Origin of the sequence: Sulfitobacter profundi (assembly GCF_042661425.1) — a bacterium.
In the GTDB taxonomy this organism is placed as follows: domain Bacteria; phylum Pseudomonadota; class Alphaproteobacteria; order Rhodobacterales; family Rhodobacteraceae; genus Sulfitobacter; species Sulfitobacter profundi.
The window spans coordinates 2,505,617-2,523,474 of the sequence record NZ_JBHSWA010000001.1; the positions used below are offsets into that span (position 1 = coordinate 2,505,617).

Here is a 17,858-nt window from a genome sequence, read left to right on the forward strand (position 1 = left end):
CGTTATGGAAGGGGTGGGGAGGGCCAGTCTGGCCCTCACTCCGCCGGGGTGCGGTAGTTGATGCGACGGACCGACCCGGTGCGCGAGCGCATGATCAGCGTCTCGGTGGTCAGCCAGCCCGGCTCGCGTTTCACGCCCGGAAGGATGTTGCCGCCGGTGACGCCGGTGGCGGCAAAGATCACGTCTTGGGTGACCATCTCGTCGCGCGAATAGATGCGGTCAAATTCGGTGATCCCGGCCTTGGCAGCGCGGCCTTTTTCGTCGTCGTTGCGGAACAGCAGGCGGCCATACATCTGCCCGCCCATGCATTTCAGGGCGGCAGCGGCCAGCACGCCTTCGGGCGCGCCACCTTGGCCCATATACATGTCGATGCCGGTCTCGGGGTCGGCGCAGTGCATCACACCCGCCACATCGCCGTCGGTGATGAGGCGGATGGCAGCACCGGTGGCGCGAACCTCGGCGATCATATCCGCATGGCGGGGGCGTTCGAGGATGCAAACGGTGATGTCCGAAGCCGCACAGCCTTTGGCGCGGGCCAGCGCTTCTACGCGCTCACCGGGGGTCATGTCGAGGGTGACGACATCGGTCTCGAAACCCGGACCGATGGCGAGTTTGTCCATATAGGTGTCGGGCGCGTGCAACATGGAGCCGCGCGGGCCCATGGCGATCACGGTGAGCGCGTTGGGCATGTCTTTGGCGGTCAGCGTGGTGCCTTCGAGCGGGTCAAGCGCGATGTCCACGCCGGGGCCTTTGCCGGTGCCGACCTCTTCGCCGATATAAAGCATGGGTGCTTCGTCACGCTCGCCTTCGCCGATGACCACGACGCCCGCGATGTCGAGCATGTTGAGCTGTTCGCGCATGGCGTTGACGGCGGCTTGGTCGGCGGCCTTCTCGTCACCCTTGCCGATCAGCTTGGCCGAGGCCAATGCGGCGGCTTCGGAAACACGGGCGAGGCCCAGTGAGAGCATGCGGTCTTGGAATTCGGCAGAAGCGGTCATGAGGTGTCCTTGGGTGCAATGTGTTTTCTGTCCTGTACCCTCGCGCGGGCCTCGGGGCAAGTTTTGGGTTGGGCGCAGGTAGCACTTGGCCGGGAATCAAGCCGCAGGCGCCGGGCCGTCACGCCAAAGGCGTGCCGTATTATAAGGGCGCACCTTTGGTGCGACCGGGTGGGCGATTTGATGAGGTTGGGTGCACCCTCGCGGAGCGCACATCACGGCTGCGCCATAAAGTGGCATGTCGCTGCCTTCAGTTTGCCGATCCGCTGGCAAACGCCGGAGCTTGGCTCCAAATGCCACCTAAGCCCGGAATCAAACCGCAGGCGCCGGGCCATCGCCTGCCCGCCCAGACGGGTAGGCGATTTGGTGGGGCTGGGTGCTGCTTTGCGAAGGTACATCTTGGCTGCACCATAAAGTGGCAATATTCGCGGTCAGATCGCCGACCCGCGGGCAGGCGATGGCCCTCAACGCAAACCTTCAGACCTCTTCGATCCGCAACGCGACCGGCTCACCCGCCAGCACGCCGGTCTTGTCCATATTCGCCAGCGCCTCAACCAGCGCATTGCGGCTGGTCTTATGGGTCACAATCAGAACCGGGGCAGAAGTGTCGGAATGTTCATACTGGCGCATCCGGTAGATGCTCACGCCCGCTTCACCCAACACCGTGGCGATTTTCGCCAGTGCACCGGGTTTGTCGACTAGCGCCATGCGCAGATAGTAAGGGGCCGGGCGCTGGCTGCTGGCGGGGGTGGTTTGCTCTAACGTCTCGGCGGGCTGGCCAAAGACCGGCCCGCGCAACCCGCGCGCAATATCGCAGACATCGGCCATCACCGCGCTGGCCGTTGGACCTTCGCCCGCGCCGGCACCGCGCAGCACGATCTGCCCTACCGCGTCGCCTTCGATCACCACCATGTTGGTGCCGCCGTCCAGTTGTCCCAAAGGCGAGGTCTGCGGCACGAGGCAGGGCATCATCCGCTGCTCCAGTCCGCGTCCGGTTTTCTGGGTCACGCCCAGCAGTTTGATCTTATAGCCCATGTCGGCGGCGGCGCGGATGTCTTCGATGGCGACCCGCTCGATCCCCTCAAGCTGTATGCCGTCAAAGTCGATTTTGGTGCCAAATGCGATCGATGACAGAATCGCCAGCTTATGCGCCGCGTCAATGCCGCCCACGTCCAGCTGCGGATCGGCTTCGAGATAGCCCAGCCCATCGGCCTCGGCGAAAATCTCTTGATAGGTTTTGCCAGAATCTTCCATCCGGGTGAGGATGTAATTGCACGAGCCGTTCATCACCCCCATGATCCGGGTGATCTCATTGCCAGCAAGCCCTTCCATCAGCGTCTTGATGACCGGGATGCCGCCCGCCACGGCGGCCTCATAGCGCAGCGCCACGCCTGCGCCTTCGGCCTGTTCGGCTAGCGCTTGGCCGTGCATCGCCAGCATCGCCTTGTTCGCGGTGACCACATGTTTGCCCGCCGCCAGTGCGGCTTCGGTCGCGGCCTTGGCAGGGCCGTCCGCGCCGCCCATGAGCTCGACAAATACATCGACATCATCGCGGGTCGCCAGTTTGACGGGATCGTCTTCCCAGTCATAAGACGCAAGCGACAGCCCGCGATCCTTGTTGCGGGTGCGGGCCGAGACCGCAGAAACCGTCATCGCGCAGCCGGTGCGGGCCTCTAGCAGGGCGGCCTGCTGGCGCAGAATGCGCAGCACGCCCACACCCACAGTTCCCAATCCAGCAATCCCGAGGCGAAGCGGTTTAGACATGGTGGTGGTCCTTCTGGTCTGATCCGAAAGGCCCGGCGGATGGGGCCGGGCATAGCCGCGATGTAGCGGGTTCAGCGCCTGCGTGCAACGCGCATACGCATCTCGGACATGCCTGTTTATTCAGCTTCTGCACTGGTTTCGGCGGCCTGACGTGCGCGCCGCAACTCAGCGGCCTTTGCCCGCAGACGCGCCACCCGCGTCGCGGTCGTGGCATTGGTGCTTGTCGTCCCGATCCGTCTGGCGCGGGCTTCAAGCTGTGCGGCACGCCCCGAAAGTTCGGCTTCGGTCCGAACGGGGTCGATGCGCCCGGCGGTGGCCTTGGCCAAAAGCGGGTCAATCGGCACCAGATCGGGGTAGGGCGCTGCCTCAAGCTCTGGGGTAATCGTGCGGTCGAGTTCGGGAAACTGCGTGCAGCCCGCAATCAGCGAGACGCCCAGAAACAGGGCGGTGATCGAATGGGGGCGGGGCGTGCGCATGAGAGTCATGCCTCGTTCTGCCCCAGCGGCGATCTTCGCGCAAGCGGGGTTTGCTTTTGAACGCTTGTTCATTAAATTGCCGCCATGGCAAGAACCACAGGCTCACACTCTGACATCACCGGCCCGCGCGTGCGCGCAGCTGCACTGCGGCTTTTTGCACGGGGCGGCTATGCAGCCGTGTCGATGCGCGCGATTGCTGCTGAGGTCGGCGTTCAGGCCGGGGCGCTTTATAACTACACGCCCGATAAACAAAGCCTTCTGTTCGACCTGATGCGGGCGCATATGACCGACCTGCTGGCCGAAACGCCCAACAATGCAGACCGCTCTGCACTGCAGCAGTTGCAGGACTTCGTGGCCTTCCACATCCGCTTTCACGCGGATCGGCCTGATGAGGTTTTCATCGCCTACATGGAATTGCGCAATCTGACGGAGGAGAATTTCGCCGTGATCGAGCGTTTGCGCCGCGACTACGAAGACCGCCTCGAAGCGATCCTGCGAGCCGGAGTTGCCAACGGCGATTTCGCCGTCGCCGACACCAAGATCGTGACGCTGGCGATCATCGCGATGCTGACGGGCGTGAATACTTGGTACCGCGCGGGCGGGCGGCTGTCGCTGGACGAGGTTGTCGCGCAATATTGGGATATGGTGCGCAAGGCCGTGACCGCCTAAGCGGCCACGGCCCTTCGGTTCAATGCGCGGGGCGGATGAAAGTCCCGTTGTTCAGATCGCGCATTGCCTGCTGCAACTCGGCGCGGGTATTCATCACAATCGGCCCATGCCACGCGACTGGCTCTTCAATCGGCGCGCCAGAGATGAGAAGAAAGCGCACACCTTCCTCGCCAGCCTGAACCGTCACCTCATCCCCGGAGCCGAAACGGATCAGCGTCCGGTCGCCCGACATGTCGCGGATGTTGACCTCCTCACCGGCGACCTCTTTCTCAAGCAACACGCCCGAGGGGGCAGAGGCATCGGCGAAAGCGCCCGCGCCTTGAAAGACATAGGCGAAGGCCCGGCGGTAGGTGTCGATCTTAAAGGTCTTCTTGACCCCTGCGGGCACGAAAACATCCAAATACTGCGGGTCAGCCGCGATGCCATCGACGGGGCCGCGTTTGCCCCAGAACTCGCCGGTGATGACTTTCACCCGCGTGCCGTCGTCGTCGGTCACCACTGGGATATCGCTGGACTTCATATCCTGATAACGCGGCGCGGTCATCTTCTGGGCTGACGGCAGGTTCCCCCAAAGCTGGAAGCCATGCATCTGCCCGGCGGCATTCCCGCGCGGCATTTCTTGGTGCAAGATGCCCGAGCCTGCGGTCATCCATTGCACGTCGCCCGCGTTCAGATCGCCGGTGTTACCCAGCGAATCCGCGTGTTCCACGGTGCCTTCGAGCACATAGGTGATCGTCTCGATCCCGCGGTGGGGGTGCCAAGGGAAGCCCTTTTCAAAGTCTTCGGGCCGGTCGTTGCGGAAGTCGTCGAACAGCAGAAAGGGGTCCAGCTCCGACGGGTCGTGGAAGCCGAAGGCGCGGTGCAATTTGACGCCTGCGCCTTCCATTGTGGGCGTGGCGCGGCGGGTTTCCAATGTGGGTCTGAGGGACATGATGCTCTCCTTTGCGGTTGCTTAGAAGATAGGCGGTGGCAGTGCCCTCAACAATTGGCCCCGGCGAACGGGCCCTGTGCAAATTTGCGCAGCTTCAACAATTTGGCACATTGACAGCCAATCCGCCGAGCGAGGTTTCCTTGTATTTCTCGCTCATGTCCGCGCCGGTTTGGCGCATGGTTTCGATACAGGCGTCCAGCGGCACCAGATGCGTGCCGTCGCCGCGCAGCGCCAATGAGGCCGCCGATACCGCCTTGATCGCGCCCAGCCCGTTACGTTCAATACAAGGCACTTGAACCAGCCCTTTGACGGGGTCGCAGGTCATGCCGAGGTGATGCTCCAGCGCGATTTCGGCAGCGTTTTCAATTTGCGGCGGCGTGCCGCCCATCACGGCGCAGAGCCCGGCGGCGGACATGGCAGCGGCGCTGCCGACCTCGGCCTGACAGCCTGCCTCGGCGCCTGAGATTGAGGCGTTGTATTTGACCAGCCCGCCAATCGCGGCGGCGGTGAGCAGGAAGTCTTCGATATGCGCCTCAGACGCGCCGGGCACATGGTCGAGATAATAGCGTAATGTCGCGGGCATCACGCCTGCCGCGCCGTTCGTGGGCGCGGTGACGACCTGACCGCCCGCCGCGTTTTCCTCGTTCACCGCCATGGCATAGACGCTCATCCAGTCGTTGATCGTATGCGGCGCGGATTGGTTCTGCCCACGCTCGGCGATCAGCGCGTCATGGATGCCCTTGGCGCGGCGTTTCACCTGAAGGCCGCCGGGCAGGGTGCCATCGGTCGTCAGCCCCCGGTCGATACAATCGCGCATCACCTGCCAAAGCCGTTTGCTGCCCGCGCGCAGGTTCTCGGCCCCGCCACGCGCCTCTTCGTTGGCGCGTTTCATACCTGCGATAGTCTTGCCGGATTTCGTCGACATCTCAAGCATTTCGGCGGCGGACTTAAAGGGGAAGGGCACCGGCGCGCCTTCATTCGTGTCCTTGCCTGCGGCCAGTTCCTTTTCGGTCATCACGAAGCCGCCGCCGATGGAATAATAGGTTTCGCGCAAGGCAACGTCGCCTTGGGCGTCGGTGGCCATCAGCATCATGCCATTGGCGTGGCCTGCAAGCTTGGTGTCGTAGTCGAAGATCATGTCGTGCTCGGGGTCGAAGCGCAGTTCGGGCAGCCCCTCGACGCTGATGCGCCGGGTCTGCTTGATCTTGTCCAGCGTCTTCTCGGCGGCTTCGGCGTCATAGTCTTCGGGCGTGAATCCGGCGAGGCCGAGGATCGTGGCGCGGTCGGTGGCATGGCCCACCCCGGTAAAGGCCAGACTGCCGTGGAGCGACGCGCGCAGCCCGGCGAATTGGAAAGGCGAGGCGCGCATCTGGTCAAGGAAACGCCCCGCCGCCACCATCGGCCCCATGGTATGCGAAGACGAAGGGCCAATGCCCACTTTGAACATGTCGAAGACGGAAAGAAACATCAGGTGGCGGACCCTTTTATGGTTGCGGGTGTCGGGGCGCGGTGGAACGGGTATCGCCCAGACCTTTGGCGCATTGCAAGCGGTGTGGGCCGATCCAACCATTTCCTGCCGCCGCTTGGCGCGCTGAAAGCGACAGGGCGCGCGCTCTGGCCGTCCTGTCGCATTGCCGTGCGTCCAAAAACCGCCGACTTGCCCCTCGCACCCTATGCCAATTCGCCCTATAACGCGGCAAACGCCTGAGAGGGAGCACCCGATGTCCGGAGACCTATCACCGATCGACAAGGCCAAATTCGTGGCCGCGAAACGGGCCTGTGAGTTCGTGGAAGATGGGATGCGCGTGGGCCTTGGCACCGGATCGACGGCGGCGTGGCTGGTGCGCTGTCTGGGCGAGTTGGTGCGCGAAGATGGGCTGCGGATCAAAGGCGTGCCGACCTCCTCGCGCACGGCGCAACTGGCGCGGGAGGTGGGGATCGAGGTGATCTCGCTCGATGAGGCGAAATGGCTCGACCTGACGATTGACGGCGCGGATGAGTTCGACGCAGAGCTGAACCTCATCAAAGGCGGCGGCGGCGCGTTGCTGCAAGAAAAGATCGTAGCGACGGCCAGTGACCAGATGGTGGTGATCGCCGATATCGGCAAAGAGGTGCATCATCTGGGGGCATTCCCCCTGCCGATCGAGGTGATTCCCTTTGGCTGGCAGACCACGCAGGCGCTGGTCGAAGAGACGCTGATCTCGATGGATGTGCTTGGCCGCAACTCGACCCTGCGGATGAACGGCGAGGTGCCTTTCATCACCGACGAAGGGAACTATATTCTAGACCTGCGGCTGGGGCGCATCGGCAACGCGCGGCAACTAGCGCTGGTGCTGAACCAGATGCCCGGCGTGGTGGAAAACGGCCTGTTCATAGATATCTGTGACGCGGTTGTGATCGGCTACGGGGATGGCAGGGTTGAGGTGCGCGACATAAATGAAGGCACCGTGGCGACCGACCGGCTGGAATTCGTCGAGACCGACAACCTGTTTTCCGACCTCAGCGATTAACGCCCAAGAGCGATCCACGCGCGATCCCGCGCAAGACCAAAATATGCGCGATCCCGCGCAATACCAAAAAATATGCGCGATCCCGTGCAATACCAAAAACGACTAAGAGAGGCGCCAAATGGCCAAGAATGAATTCGACTACGACCTGTTTGTCATCGGTGGCGGCTCGGGCGGTGTGCGCGCGGCGCGTGTCGCGGCGGGCGAGCATGACGCCAAGGTCGGACTGGCCGAAGAAGACCGCTATGGCGGCACCTGTGTGATCCGGGGCTGTGTGCCCAAAAAGCTGATGGTCTTTGCCTCGGGCTATGCCGATGTGGTGGATGAGGCGAAATGCTTTGGCTGGGATCTCAAGGCCGGGCCCTTCGATTGGCATGACTTCAAAAGCCGCCTGAACACAGAGTTGGACCGCCTTGAAGGCGTTTATCGCAAGCTCTTGAAGAACTCTGGCGTCGATACCTTCGACGCCCGCGCGCGGATCAAAGACGCCCATACCGTCGCCCTTTCCGACGGGACCGAGAAGACCGCCAAACATATCCTCATCGCCAGCGGCGGTCGCCCCGTGCGCCCCGAGATCGAGAATGCGGAACTGGGTCTGGTCTCCGACGATCTGTTCCACCTTGAGAAGCTGCCCAAGTCGATCCTGATTATCGGCGGCGGCTATATCGCCTGTGAATTCGCCTGTATCCTCAACGGCTTGGGTGTCGAGGTGACGCAATACTACCGCGGTGCGCAGATCCTGCGCGGCTTTGACGACGAAGCCCGCGGCATGGTGGCCGAGATGATGCAGGAAAAGGGGATCGACCTGCATCTTGGCACCAACATTCTGGAAATGTCGCCCAGCCACGAAGACGGCAGCGGCCCGATGAAGGTCAAGCCGACCAACGGCACCGAAAAGATGTTCGACCAAGTGCTCTTTGCCACTGGCCGCCGCCCCAACAGCGACGACATGGGGCTGGAAGAACTGGGCGTGAAACTGGGCCGCAGCGGTGCGATCGAAGTGGATGAGTACAGCCAGACCGCCGTGCCCTCGGTCTATGCCATCGGCGACGTGACCAACCGGATCAACCTTACGCCCGTGGCGATCCGCGAAGGCATGGCCTTTGTCGAAACCGTCTTTGGCGGCAACCCGACGCAGGTCGATCACGATCTGGTGCCCTCGGCGATCTTCACGCAGCCCGAAATGGGCACCGTGGGGCTAAGCGAGGAAGACGCCCGCGACAAAGGACCGATTGAGGTCTATGCGACCTCCTTCAAACCGATGCAGGGGGCCTTCGCGGGCAAGGCCGACCGGGTGCTGATGAAGCTCATCGTCTGCGCCGATACGCGGGTCGTGCTGGGCTGTCATATCGTCGCACCAAATGCGGGCGAGTTGATCCAGATGGTCGGCATCGCGGTCAAGATGGGGGCCACGAAAGAGCAGTTTGACGCCACCTGCGCGGTACACCCAACCATGTCCGAAGAGCTGGTGACGATGCGTAATCCGACCCGCACGGCTTGAATATCGCGCGAAAGCGTACAATTTTTGGAACGATAGGCCGCATGGGCGGCCGAGAGGGGAACATATCAATGGCAGGAAATTCGCAAGGCCCCTGGGGGGCGGCGGAGGCGGCAACCGGGGCAACGGCGGAGACCGGGGTACCAATGGTGACCGCGGCAACGGGGGACGCAACGACGGGCCGCAGGGTCCACGCGGGCAGGGCGGTGATCGCCCCCAGATGCCCGAGATCGACGATCTGGTGCGCAAGGGCCAAGAGCAGCTGCGTGTCCTGATGGGCGGCCGTGGTGGCGACCGGGGCAATGGCACCGGCGGCGGTGGCCGCGGCTCTGGCGGGCCGGGCGTGACCCGCTCGACCATTGGTATTGCCCTTTTGGCCGGCGTGGCGCTTTGGGGTTTTGCCAGCTTTTATACCGTGCGGCCCGAACAGCAGTCGATCGAACTGTTCTTGGGCGAATTTTCCGGCATTGGCACCGAGGGTTTGAACTTTGCCCCATGGCCGCTGGTCACGGCAGAGGTTTTTGACGTCACCACCAACCGCACCGAAGAACTTGGTGTGCGGCGCGGCACGGGCGGCAACGAAGGCCTGATGCTGACCACCGATGAAAACATCGTCGACATCGACTTTCAGGTGGTCTGGAACATCAAGAACGCGCGCGATTTCAAATTCTCGCTGCGCGATCCCGAAGCCTCCGTGCGTGCGATTTCCGAATCCGCGATGCGCGAAGTTATCGCCCAGTCCGAACTCGCGCCGATCCTCAACCGGGACCGTGGTGCCGTTGCAGATCGGGTGAAAGAGTTGATCCAAACCACGCTTGATAACCGCAAGACCGGCATCAACGTGCTGCGTGTCAACGTGAACAAGGTCGACCCGCCCAGCCAGACCGTGCAGGTCACCGATGCCAATGGCAACACGACCACACAATCGGTCGTCGACGCTTTCCGCGACGTGCAAGCGGCCGAGCAGGAGCGTGACCGGGTAGAGCGTCAGGCCGATGCCTATGCCAACCGCCGCACCGCCGAAGCCCGCGGTGAATCCGCGCAGCTTTTGGAAGCCTCCGAAGGCTATCGCGCCCGTGTGGTGAACGACGCTGTGGGTGAAGCCAGCCGTTTTGAGGCCGTCTTGGAAGAATACCGCAACGCGCCCGACGTGACGCGCAAGCGTCTGTACCTTGAGACCATGGAAAAGGTGCTGGGCGACGTGGATAAAATCATCCTCGAAAACGGCAGCGGCCAAGGCGGGCAGGGCGTCGTTCCCTATCTGCCACTCAATGAATTGCGGCGCGGCGGAGGGTCGAACTGATGCGGAAAACAAGTCTTATCATTCCCATCTTGGTGATCGCCATCGTGGGTGTCCTTTCGGCTGTCTTCGTCGTGGACGAGCGCGAAAAAGCGCTGGTGCTGCGTTTTGGCCAGATCAAACAGGTTCGCAACGAGCCGGGCATCGGCTTCAAAGTGCCCTTCTTGGATGAGGTCGTGCGCTACGAAGACCGCATTCTGTCGCTGGAAACCCCGGTGATCGAAGTTACCCCCGCCGATGACCGTCGTCTGGAAATCGATGCCTTCGTGCTCTACCGGATCGACGACATGGTCCAGTACCGCCAAGCTTTGGGTGCGGGCGGTGAACGTCAGGCCGAAAGCGAAATGGGCGGCATCATGGAAAGCCAGATCCGTGCCGTTTTGGGTTCGCAAGGCGTGACCTCCAACACGATCCTGTCGCCCGAGCGGTCGGACCTGATGGAGCAAATTCGTGTCCGCGCAGATGCCCGTGCACAGGCGCTTGGCCTCAAGGTCGTTGATGTGCGTCTGCGTCAGACCAACCTGCCAGAGCAGAACTTTGATGCGACCCTGCAGCGGATGATCGCCGAACGTGAGCGTGAAGCCACCGATGAACGCGCCCGTGGCCGCGAGGCCGCGCAGCGTGTGATCGCCCTTGCTGACCGGACCTATGAAGAGATCTTGTCGGAGGCGCGTCGGGACGCACGGATCATCGAAGGTGAGGCGGACGCTCAGCGAAACAAAATCTTCGCGCAGTCTTATGGTCAGGATCAGGAGTTCTTTGAATTCTACCGGTCGTTGACCGCCTATGAGCAGGCCCTGCGGGGCGAGAACTCGACCATGGTGATGTCGCCGGACAGCGAGTTCTTCAACTACCTGCGCTCGGACCGCAATCCTTCGACCACTGTCGATGCGAACGCACCGCCGCAGACAGCGGCCGAGGCACAGGTCCAGACGCCAGCCGAGGCACCGCAAACCGATGCGCCGGCGGCGGAACCTGCGCCAGCGGACGATAGCGCTGCTGCCGACGACACGCAGGAGGAGGCCGCCCCTGCGGCCCCCGCCACGCCTGAGCCTGTAGCGCCTGCACCTGTCGCGCCGGACGCGGAGGCCGACCAGCCAGCCGCGCTCGACGAATGAGCCTTGTTCTACTGGCTCTAGGGTCGGTGCTGATATTCGAGGGGCTGGTGTACGCACTGGCCCCTTCGTTTTTGGAGCAGATGCTGGAAATGCTCCGCCGCATCCCTGAGGCGGCGCTGCGCCAACTCGGCGCACTGGTGGTGGTCGCCGGATTGATACTTGTCTGGCTGGCGTTTCAATTGGGCGTCTAAAGGCCGGATCAGGGGCCGAAGGACGTTCGGTTTCGCCGCCATTCTGCCAAGGCACAGAGGCCCGAGCCATAAATCAACAGCCGCGTGCCCGTTGAAATGCACGTGATCGGCCCCATCTTTGCTGTTGCAGCGCGTCCTTTCGGAATGCACTCTGCCCACGTTGGCAACAACAGGAACAATCAGGAGACGATGAATGCAGGCCAAGGCGGTTTCCCTGTCCAAAACAGCACAACACACCCAATGGATGCGAGCGATGGCAATGGGGGTGATGGCGCTGACCCTCTTGATCCTGCAAGCCAGCATGGCGCTGGCCAAACCTGAAAGCCTCGCCCCGCTCGCGGAAAAGATCAGCCCCTCGGTGGTGAATATCACCACATCGACCACGGTTGAGGGCCGCACCGGGCCGCAGGGCATCGTTCCCGAAGGCTCGCCTTTCGAAGACTTCTTTCGCGAGTTCCAGGACCGCAACAACGACGGCGAGGGCAACCGCCCGCGCCGTTCCTCGGCGCTTGGCTCGGGCTTTGTGATTTCCGAAGATGGCTATGTGGTGACCAACAACCACGTGATCGAAAGTGCCGATGAGATCACGATCGAATTTTTCTCGGGCGAGGAACTGGTCGCCAAGGTGATCGGCACCGACCCCAAGACCGACATTGCGCTGCTGAAGGTCGAAGCCAGCCAGCCGTTGCCCTTCGTCTCTTTCGGCGACAGCAATGCCGCGCGTGTCGGGGACTGGGTGATCGCCATGGGCAACCCGCTGGGGCAGGGCTTTTCGGTCTCTGCGGGTATCGTCTCGGCCCGCAACCGGGCGCTCTCGGGCACCTATGACGACTACATTCAGACTGATGCTGCGATCAACCGGGGCAACTCGGGCGGGCCGCTGTTCAATATGGATGGCGAGGTGATCGGCGTGAACACCGCGATCCTGTCGCCCAATGGCGGCTCCATCGGGATCGGCTTTTCGATGGCCTCGAATGTGGTCACCCGCGTGATCGACCAGTTGCAGGAATTCGGTGAGACCCGCCGCGGCTGGCTGGGTGTGCGCATTCAGGACGTGACCGACGATGTAGCCGACGCTATGGGCCTCAAGAAAGCCGTTGGGGCCTTGATCACAGACGTGCCGGAAGGCCCGGCGAGGAAGCAGGGCTCAAGACCGGTGACGTGATCAAATCGTTCGATGGCGTCGAAGTCGTCGATACCCGCGGTCTGGTGCGTCAGGTGGGCAACAGCCCCGTGGGCGCGACGGTCCGCGTGACCGTGCTGCGCGATGGCAAGACCCAGACCATCAAAGTTGTGCTGGGCCGCCGCGAAGATGCGGATGGCGCGGTTCCTGCGGCAATGGACGAAAACGCCGATGACGGCACCGAGGCAGAGCCGCAGTCGACCATGCTGATGGGCCTGACCCTGATGCCGTTGACCGACGATCTGCGCGCCGAACTGGGGGCCGATGACGATATGAGCGGTCTTGCCGTGACGGATGTGGATCAAACGTCGGAGGCCTTTGAGAAGGGCCTGCGCATGGGTGACATCATCACCGAAGCGGGGCAGGAACAGGTGACGAGCATCGCTGATCTGGAAGCGCGGATCACTGCAGCGAAAGAGGCTGGCCGCAAGTCTCTGCTGCTGCTGGTGCGCCGTGGCGGCGACCCGCGATTTGTCGCGCTGTCGCTGGCGGAGTGATCCGCTACCGTGGTTTGGAAAGGGCGCCTCCGGGCGCCCTTTTTCGTTGGGGGATCAGCCGCCCTGCCGGGGCACCGCGACAAGCCCAAGCGCACGGGCGGTGGTAAGCGACAGCACCTCGCTGTTCGGGCCCTGTTTGGCCTGATAGCGCCGCACGGCGAGCCGTGTCGCCCTGTCCATCTCACCGGTGATCGGCCCGGCGTAAAACCCGCGTGCCTGCAGCGCCCGTTGCAGGGTGCTGTTGAACTCTGGCGTCAGCACATCCGGGCAGGGGGTCTCGAACCAGTTGTCTATCCGTGCGCGCACGATCTCTTGGCGGGTCTCTGTCTTGTAGACGGGCGGTTTGGCGATGCTGCCATCGGCGTTCATTTTGGCCGGGGTGACTTCGACCTGTTCGGTCACCGTCTCGATTACCGCGGGGCTGACCGTGCGGCCCCAGCAACTTCCCTCCGGCGCGCCTGCGGGGCCGTTGCGGGTGGCTTCCAGCACCCCCGGCTCAGGGCGCGGGGTGGCCGGTGCCGCCGTCTCGCAGCCCGCGATACCGGCGACGAGCAGCAGCAAGGCCGCGCGCTGCAATTTGGACCGGAGGGGAGGGGGCTGTGTCATGCCGGAATCGCGGGGCTCGCCTGTTGTTTGCGCGCAGACTAGCGGGATGCGCGGACCTTGCCCACCGCAATGTCATCGGCGGGGGCATGCGTGGGCGAACTCATGAAAAGGGGGCTGGAACCGGCTGCCATAGCCCGCTAAACAAGGCCGAACTTTTAGGACGAAAGGGCATCATCATGGCCAAAATCACCTATGTCGAACATTCCGGCACCGAACATGTGGTCGAGGTGGCCAATGGTCTCACGGTCATGGAAGGCGCGCGGGACAATAACATTCCCGGCATCGAAGCCGACTGTGGCGGGGCCTGCGCTTGTTCCACCTGCCACGTCTATGTCGATCCGGCGTGGACAGAGAAACTGACCCCGATGGACGACATGGAAGAAGACATGCTCGACTTCGCCTTCGAGCCTGACCCCGCGCGGTCGCGTCTGACCTGCCAGATCAAGGTTACCGATGCGCTGGACGGTCTGCGCGTGCAGATGCCGGAAAAGCAAATCTGATGCGGGCGGTCGGCGCGGCATTGCTTGCGCTGATCGCAACCAGCGCCGCGGCGGAGACGATCACCGCCGCGCGCTATATCTCGCCCACCGGGCGCTACGCCCATGGCATTCTCGGCGACGCGCTGGAATGGGGCGGGCTACAGGTGTCTTTGGCGGACGGAAGCGCGCGGCGTTTCAATCTGCCCCGCGACCATGTTTTCGAAGATATCGCCCCGCGGCTGGTCGATGTAACGGGCGATGGCGCGCCCGAAGTGCTTGTGATTGAGACCGACGTGAACCGCGGTGCGGCGTTGGCGATCTACGGCCCCGAGGGCAAGATTGCTGAGACCCCGCATATCGGCCAAAGCAACCGCTGGCTTGCCCCCATAGGCGCCGCTGATCTCGACGGTGACGGCGCGGTTGAGATCGCCTATGTCGACCGCCCGCATCTGGCGCGGGTGCTGCGGGTCTGGCGTTTTGCGGATGGGGACCTGAGCGAGGTGGCTCAGATGCCGGGGCTGACCAACCATCGAATCGGAGAGTCCTTCATCTCGGGCGGTCTGCGCGATTGCGGTGCCGGGCCAGAGATGGTGCTGGCGGATGCCGATTGGCAGCGCGTGGTCGGGGTGACCCTGAAGGACGGGCAGCTTGCGCGTCGCGACATCGGCCCCTTCGCGGGGGCCGACAGCTTTGCCGCGGCACTTACCTGTGAGTGAGGGTGCTGGGGCGGCCTAAGCCGCCGCCTGTTAGCTCAGCGCGCGCCAGCCGATGTCGCGGCGGCAGAAGCCTTCTGGCCAATTGATCCCGTCGACCATCGCATAGGCACGCTCTTGCGCCTCGGCCAATGTATCCCCGCGCGCGGTGACGTTCAGCACGCGGCCGCCGTTTGCCAAGATCGCCCCGTCTTGCGCCACGGTGCCCGCGTGGAACACCATATTGGCGCTGTCTTCGGGCAGGTCTTTCAGCCCCTTGATCTCACTGCCCTTTTCATAGGCGCCGGGATAGCCATTCGCCGCCATCACCACGGTCAGCGCGTGGTCTTCGGCCCAGTTGACCTGCATCTCGGCCAAAGACCCCTTGGCCGTGGCCTGCATCAGATCAAAAGCCTGCGCACCAAGGCGCATCATCAGCACTTGGCATTCAGGATCGCCAAAGCGCACGTTGTATTCCACCAGACGCGGCTGGCCGTCTTTGATCATCAACCCGGCATAAAGCACGCCTTGATAGGGCATCCCGCGTTTCGCCATCTCGGCCATGCAGGGGCGGATGATTTCATTTAGCGCGCGTTCGGCGATCGCGTCGCTCAGAACCGGGGCGGGGAGTAGGCGCCCATGCCGCCAGTATTGGGGCCGGTGTCGCCGTCGCCGACGCGCTTGTGGTCTTGGGCCGTGCCGATGGGCAGCACGGTCTCCCCATCGCAGAGCACGAAGAAGGACGCCTCTTCGCCCTCCATGAACTCTTCGATCACGACTTCCGTGCCCGCGTCGCCAAAGGCACCGTCAAACATCTCATTTACGGCGGCGAGGGCTTCGGCATCCGTCATGGCAATGATGACACCCTTGCCCGCCGCCAGACCGTCAGCCTTGATGACGATCGGCGCGCCTTGCTTTTCCACATAGGCGCGGGCGCTGGCGGCGTCGGTGAAATGGCCATAGACCGCCGTGGGCGCATCGCAGGCGTCGCAGATTTCCTTGGTGAAGGCTTTGGAGGCTTCCAGCGCAGCCGCCGCTTTGGAGGGGCCGAACACATCAAAACCCGCCGTGCGCAGGTCATCGCCCACGCCTGCCGCCAAGGGCGCTTCGGGGCCGATGATGACGAAGTCGATGTTGTTGCCCTCGCAAAAGGCCACCACTGCCGCGCCGTCCATGATGTCCAGTTTTGCGCATTGCGCGATGGCCGCGATGCCCGCATTGCCCGGCGCCACGATCAGCTTGTCGCATTTGGGGTTCTGCATGACCGCCCAAGCAAGTGAATGTTCGCGGCCACCGCTGCCGAGGATCAGGATATTCATGCCGCGCACTCCCTTGGACTTCGTTGCTCCGCGTTCTAAGCTGGGGTGCCCACAGACACAAGGTGCCCAGATGGATCTGTTCGACGACCCCGCCCCCGGTGCAAACAGCCCCGAATTTACCGTCACCGAGCTTTCTGGTGCGATCAAGCGGGTGATTGAGGGTGAGTTTGCCCATATACGGATTCGGGGTGAGGTGGGCCGCGTGAGCCGCCCGCGTTCGGGGCATGTCTATCTTGACCTCAAGGACGACCGTTCGGTGATCTCCGGCGTGATCTGGAAAGGCGTCACCGCGCGGCTCGAGACCCAGCCCGAAGAGGGGATGGAGGTGATCGCCACCGGACGGATCACCACCTTTGGCGGCCAATCGAAATACCAGATCGTCATCGAGGATATCAAACCGGCGGGCATGGGCGCGCTGATGGCGCTCTTGGAGAAACGCAAAGCGGCGTTGGCGGCGGAGGGGCTTTTTGCCCCCGAACGCAAACGCCCGCTGCCCTACCTGCCTGAGATCATCGGCGTCGTGACCTCGCCCTCGGGGGCTGTGATCCGTGATATCCTACACCGGCTGCGCGACCGTTTCCCGCGCAAAGTGCTGGTCTGGCCCGTCGCCGTACAGGGCGCGAAATGCGCGCCCGAGGTGGTGCGCGCCATTGAAGGGTTCAACCGGCTGACCCCAGGTGGCGCATTGCCCCGGCCTGAGCTGCTGATTGTCGCGCGGGGCGGTGGCTCGGTCGAAGACCTTTGGGGCTTTAACGAGGAAAGCGTCGCGCGTGCGGCGGCAGCCTCGGAGATCCCGCTGATCTCTGCCGTGGGGCATGAGACAGACACGACGCTGATCGACTTCGTTTCTGACAAACGCGCGCCGACGCCGACCGCAGCGGCGGAATTGGCGGTGCCCGTGCGGCATGAACTGGCAGCATGGCTCGAAGGGCAGGGCGCAAGGATGCGTCAGGCGCTGAGCCAAGGGCTGACCCGGCGCGGCCAGCGGATGCGGGATCTGGCGCGGGCCTTGCCGCGTGCCGAGACTTTGACTGAAGGTGCGTGGCAGCGGTTCGACCGCGCAAGCGAAAAACTAGGACCCGCGCTGATCGCAGGCGTCCAAGGCCGCCGCGTGAAACTGGCCGATATGTCCGGTGCCCTGCGTCCCGGCACCCTGCGCCGCCAGTTGGAGGCTGATCGTCAGCGGCTGGCCCAGCTATCGGCAAGGCTCGACCCCGCATGGCAACGCAACTTGGCAGGGCAGCGTGAACGGCTCGGGACAAGGATCGACCGGTTTCACCCCGAGGTGTTGCAGCGGCAGATCCTGCGTCGTCGTGAACGGCTGCTCGACCGTACGCAGACTTTCCGCCCAGAGGTGCTGCTCCGCGACCTTTCCCGCCAAGACCAGCGATTGAATGAGGTGCTCGCCCGGTTGGCGCGCGCAGGCCGCGCGGATCAAGACCGCCGTCGCCGCCAGATCGACGCTTTGGGCCGCACCCTTGGCACGCTTGGCTACCGCGAAACGCTCGCCCGCGGTTTCGCCGTGGTGCGTGGCGATGGCGATGTGGTGACCAGCGCCGAGGCCGCAAAGAACGCCGCCCGGTTGGAGATCGAATTTGCGGATGGTCGGCTGGCTGTCAAAGGCGAAAGCTAA

The 17,858-nt window shown here is 63.3% G+C and carries 16 protein-coding genes and 2 pseudogenes; 11 read left to right on the forward strand and 7 right to left on the reverse strand.

All coding sequences use genetic code 11. From position 1 onward, the window contains the following. Positions 1-35: 35 nt before the first annotated feature. The 3 genes from glpX to ACFQAU_RS13130 all read right to left on the reverse strand — a co-directional run bounded on the left by glpX (position 36) and on the right by ACFQAU_RS13130 (position 3,235). Positions 36-998 carry a class II fructose-bisphosphatase gene (gene glpX, locus ACFQAU_RS13120; protein WP_132444439.1) on the reverse strand — a complete coding sequence of 321 codons (963 nt, stop codon included), beginning with the start codon at positions 996-998 and terminating at the stop codon, positions 36-38. A gap of 474 nt (positions 999-1,472) precedes the next feature. Beyond that, the gene (locus tag ACFQAU_RS13125; RefSeq protein WP_120351428.1) at positions 1,473-2,759 is read right to left on the reverse strand and encodes a homoserine dehydrogenase; all 1,287 of its coding nucleotides are present in this window, start codon (positions 2,757-2,759) and stop codon (positions 1,473-1,475) included. Positions 2,760-2,875: 116 nt separating this feature from the next. Beyond that, positions 2,876-3,235 carry a hypothetical protein gene (locus tag ACFQAU_RS13130; RefSeq protein ID WP_206054294.1) on the reverse strand — a complete coding sequence of 120 codons (360 nt, stop codon included), beginning with the start codon at positions 3,233-3,235 and terminating at the stop codon, positions 2,876-2,878. A gap of 84 nt (positions 3,236-3,319) precedes the next feature. Here ACFQAU_RS13130 and ACFQAU_RS13135 point away from each other — a divergent pair, with 84 nt between their 5' ends. Further along, a complete protein-coding gene (locus tag ACFQAU_RS13135) occupies positions 3,320-3,904 on the forward strand; it encodes a TetR/AcrR family transcriptional regulator (RefSeq protein ID WP_120351427.1) in 585 nt (194 codons plus the stop codon). A 19-nt stretch (positions 3,905-3,923) separates the two neighbouring features. Here ACFQAU_RS13135 and ACFQAU_RS13140 read toward each other — a convergent pair whose 3' ends face one another. Both ACFQAU_RS13140 and ACFQAU_RS13145 read right to left on the reverse strand, forming a co-directional pair. Then, positions 3,924-4,835, reverse strand: coding sequence for a pirin family protein (locus tag ACFQAU_RS13140; RefSeq protein WP_132444440.1), 912 nt, complete (start codon positions 4,833-4,835; stop codon positions 3,924-3,926). A gap of 94 nt (positions 4,836-4,929) precedes the next feature. Continuing rightward, positions 4,930-6,303, reverse strand: a complete 1,374-nt coding sequence (locus tag ACFQAU_RS13145) for an L-serine ammonia-lyase (RefSeq protein WP_132444441.1) — start codon at positions 6,301-6,303, stop codon at positions 4,930-4,932. Positions 6,304-6,306: 3 nt separating this feature from the next. Between ACFQAU_RS13145 and ACFQAU_RS13150 the strand changes: the two genes are divergently transcribed. The 7 genes and pseudogenes from ACFQAU_RS13150 (at position 6,307) to ACFQAU_RS13180 (ending at position 13,129) form a co-directional block, all read left to right on the forward strand. Further along, a complete protein-coding gene (locus tag ACFQAU_RS13150) occupies positions 6,307-6,543 on the forward strand; it encodes a hypothetical protein (RefSeq protein ID WP_120351424.1) in 237 nt (78 codons plus the stop codon). 13 nt (positions 6,544-6,556) lie between these two features. Beyond that, positions 6,557-7,345 (forward strand): ribose-5-phosphate isomerase RpiA, encoded by a 789-nt coding sequence (rpiA, locus tag ACFQAU_RS13155; RefSeq protein ID WP_120351423.1) that lies wholly within the window; start codon positions 6,557-6,559, stop codon positions 7,343-7,345. A gap of 118 nt (positions 7,346-7,463) precedes the next feature. Continuing rightward, positions 7,464-8,843, forward strand: coding sequence for a glutathione-disulfide reductase (gene gorA, locus ACFQAU_RS13160; RefSeq protein WP_132444442.1), 1,380 nt, complete (start codon positions 7,464-7,466; stop codon positions 8,841-8,843). A gap of 217 nt (positions 8,844-9,060) precedes the next feature. Beyond that, positions 9,061-10,143 carry an FtsH protease activity modulator HflK gene (hflK, locus tag ACFQAU_RS13165; RefSeq protein WP_067624537.1) on the forward strand — a complete coding sequence of 361 codons (1,083 nt, stop codon included), beginning with the start codon at positions 9,061-9,063 and terminating at the stop codon, positions 10,141-10,143. After that, positions 10,143-11,258, forward strand: coding sequence for a protease modulator HflC (gene hflC / locus ACFQAU_RS13170; protein ID WP_067916329.1), 1,116 nt, complete (start codon positions 10,143-10,145; stop codon positions 11,256-11,258). The genes hflK and hflC overlap by 1 nt, the downstream gene beginning before the upstream one ends. Further along, positions 11,255-11,449 (forward strand): DUF2065 domain-containing protein, encoded by a 195-nt coding sequence (locus ACFQAU_RS13175; protein WP_120351421.1) that lies wholly within the window; start codon positions 11,255-11,257, stop codon positions 11,447-11,449. The genes hflC and ACFQAU_RS13175 overlap by 4 nt, the downstream gene beginning before the upstream one ends. A gap of 253 nt (positions 11,450-11,702) precedes the next feature. Next, positions 11,703-13,129, forward strand: a pseudogene (locus ACFQAU_RS13180) (DegQ family serine endoprotease). Between the two features lie 54 nt (positions 13,130-13,183). On the opposite strand, the gene ACFQAU_RS13185 reads toward ACFQAU_RS13180, so the two are convergent. Continuing rightward, complete coding sequence (locus ACFQAU_RS13185) at positions 13,184-13,735, reverse strand: peptidoglycan-binding domain-containing protein (RefSeq protein ID WP_132444444.1); 552 nt, start codon at positions 13,733-13,735, stop codon at positions 13,184-13,186. A gap of 176 nt (positions 13,736-13,911) precedes the next feature. Here ACFQAU_RS13185 and ACFQAU_RS13190 point away from each other — a divergent pair, with 176 nt between their 5' ends. Together ACFQAU_RS13190 and ACFQAU_RS13195 are read left to right on the forward strand one after the other, a co-directional pair. After that, positions 13,912-14,235: a 2Fe-2S iron-sulfur cluster-binding protein gene (locus ACFQAU_RS13190; RefSeq protein WP_067625538.1), complete on the forward strand. Its 324-nt coding sequence runs from the start codon at positions 13,912-13,914 to the stop codon at positions 14,233-14,235. Continuing rightward, positions 14,235-14,930 carry an FG-GAP repeat domain-containing protein gene (locus tag ACFQAU_RS13195; RefSeq protein ID WP_132444445.1) on the forward strand — a complete coding sequence of 232 codons (696 nt, stop codon included), beginning with the start codon at positions 14,235-14,237 and terminating at the stop codon, positions 14,928-14,930. Before ACFQAU_RS13190 ends, ACFQAU_RS13195 begins: the two co-directional genes overlap by 1 nt. Positions 14,931-14,960: 30 nt before the next feature. Here the strand turns inward: ACFQAU_RS13195 and purD are convergent. Then, positions 14,961-16,225, reverse strand: a pseudogene (gene purD / locus ACFQAU_RS13200) (phosphoribosylamine--glycine ligase). A 70-nt stretch (positions 16,226-16,295) separates the two neighbouring features. Here purD and xseA point away from each other — a divergent pair. Further along, a complete protein-coding gene (gene xseA / locus ACFQAU_RS13205; RefSeq protein ID WP_132444447.1) occupies positions 16,296-17,858 on the forward strand; it encodes an exodeoxyribonuclease VII large subunit in 1,563 nt (520 codons plus the stop codon).

Excerpts from the sequence above, each read along its gene's own strand:
- ACFQAU_RS13130 (WP_206054294.1), bottom strand. The coding sequence starts at position 3,235 with ATGCGCACGCCCCGCCCCCATTCGATCACCGCCCTGTTTCTGGGCGTC.
- hflC (WP_067916329.1), top strand. The coding sequence starts at position 10,143 with ATGCGGAAAACAAGTCTTATCATTCCCATCTTGGTGATCGCCATCGTG.
- rpiA (WP_120351423.1), top strand. The coding sequence starts at position 6,557 with ATGTCCGGAGACCTATCACCGATCGACAAGGCCAAATTCGTGGCCGCG.
- ACFQAU_RS13125 (WP_120351428.1), bottom strand. The coding sequence starts at position 2,759 with ATGTCTAAACCGCTTCGCCTCGGGATTGCTGGATTGGGAACTGTGGGT.
- ACFQAU_RS13190 (WP_067625538.1), top strand. The coding sequence starts at position 13,912 with ATGGCCAAAATCACCTATGTCGAACATTCCGGCACCGAACATGTGGTC.
- ACFQAU_RS13145 (WP_132444441.1), bottom strand. The coding sequence starts at position 6,303 with ATGTTTCTTTCCGTCTTCGACATGTTCAAAGTGGGCATTGGCCCTTCG.
- ACFQAU_RS13195 (WP_132444445.1), top strand. The coding sequence starts at position 14,235 with ATGCGGGCGGTCGGCGCGGCATTGCTTGCGCTGATCGCAACCAGCGCC.
- ACFQAU_RS13140 (WP_132444440.1), bottom strand. The coding sequence starts at position 4,835 with ATGTCCCTCAGACCCACATTGGAAACCCGCCGCGCCACGCCCACAATG.
- xseA (WP_132444447.1), top strand. The coding sequence starts at position 16,296 with ATGGATCTGTTCGACGACCCCGCCCCCGGTGCAAACAGCCCCGAATTT.
- ACFQAU_RS13135 (WP_120351427.1), top strand. The coding sequence starts at position 3,320 with ATGGCAAGAACCACAGGCTCACACTCTGACATCACCGGCCCGCGCGTG.
- ACFQAU_RS13185 (WP_132444444.1), bottom strand. The coding sequence starts at position 13,735 with ATGACACAGCCCCCTCCCCTCCGGTCCAAATTGCAGCGCGCGGCCTTG.
- gorA (WP_132444442.1), top strand. The coding sequence starts at position 7,464 with ATGGCCAAGAATGAATTCGACTACGACCTGTTTGTCATCGGTGGCGGC.
- ACFQAU_RS13175 (WP_120351421.1), top strand. The coding sequence starts at position 11,255 with ATGAGCCTTGTTCTACTGGCTCTAGGGTCGGTGCTGATATTCGAGGGG.
- hflK (WP_067624537.1), top strand. The coding sequence starts at position 9,061 with ATGCCCGAGATCGACGATCTGGTGCGCAAGGGCCAAGAGCAGCTGCGT.
- glpX (WP_132444439.1), bottom strand. The coding sequence starts at position 998 with ATGACCGCTTCTGCCGAATTCCAAGACCGCATGCTCTCACTGGGCCTC.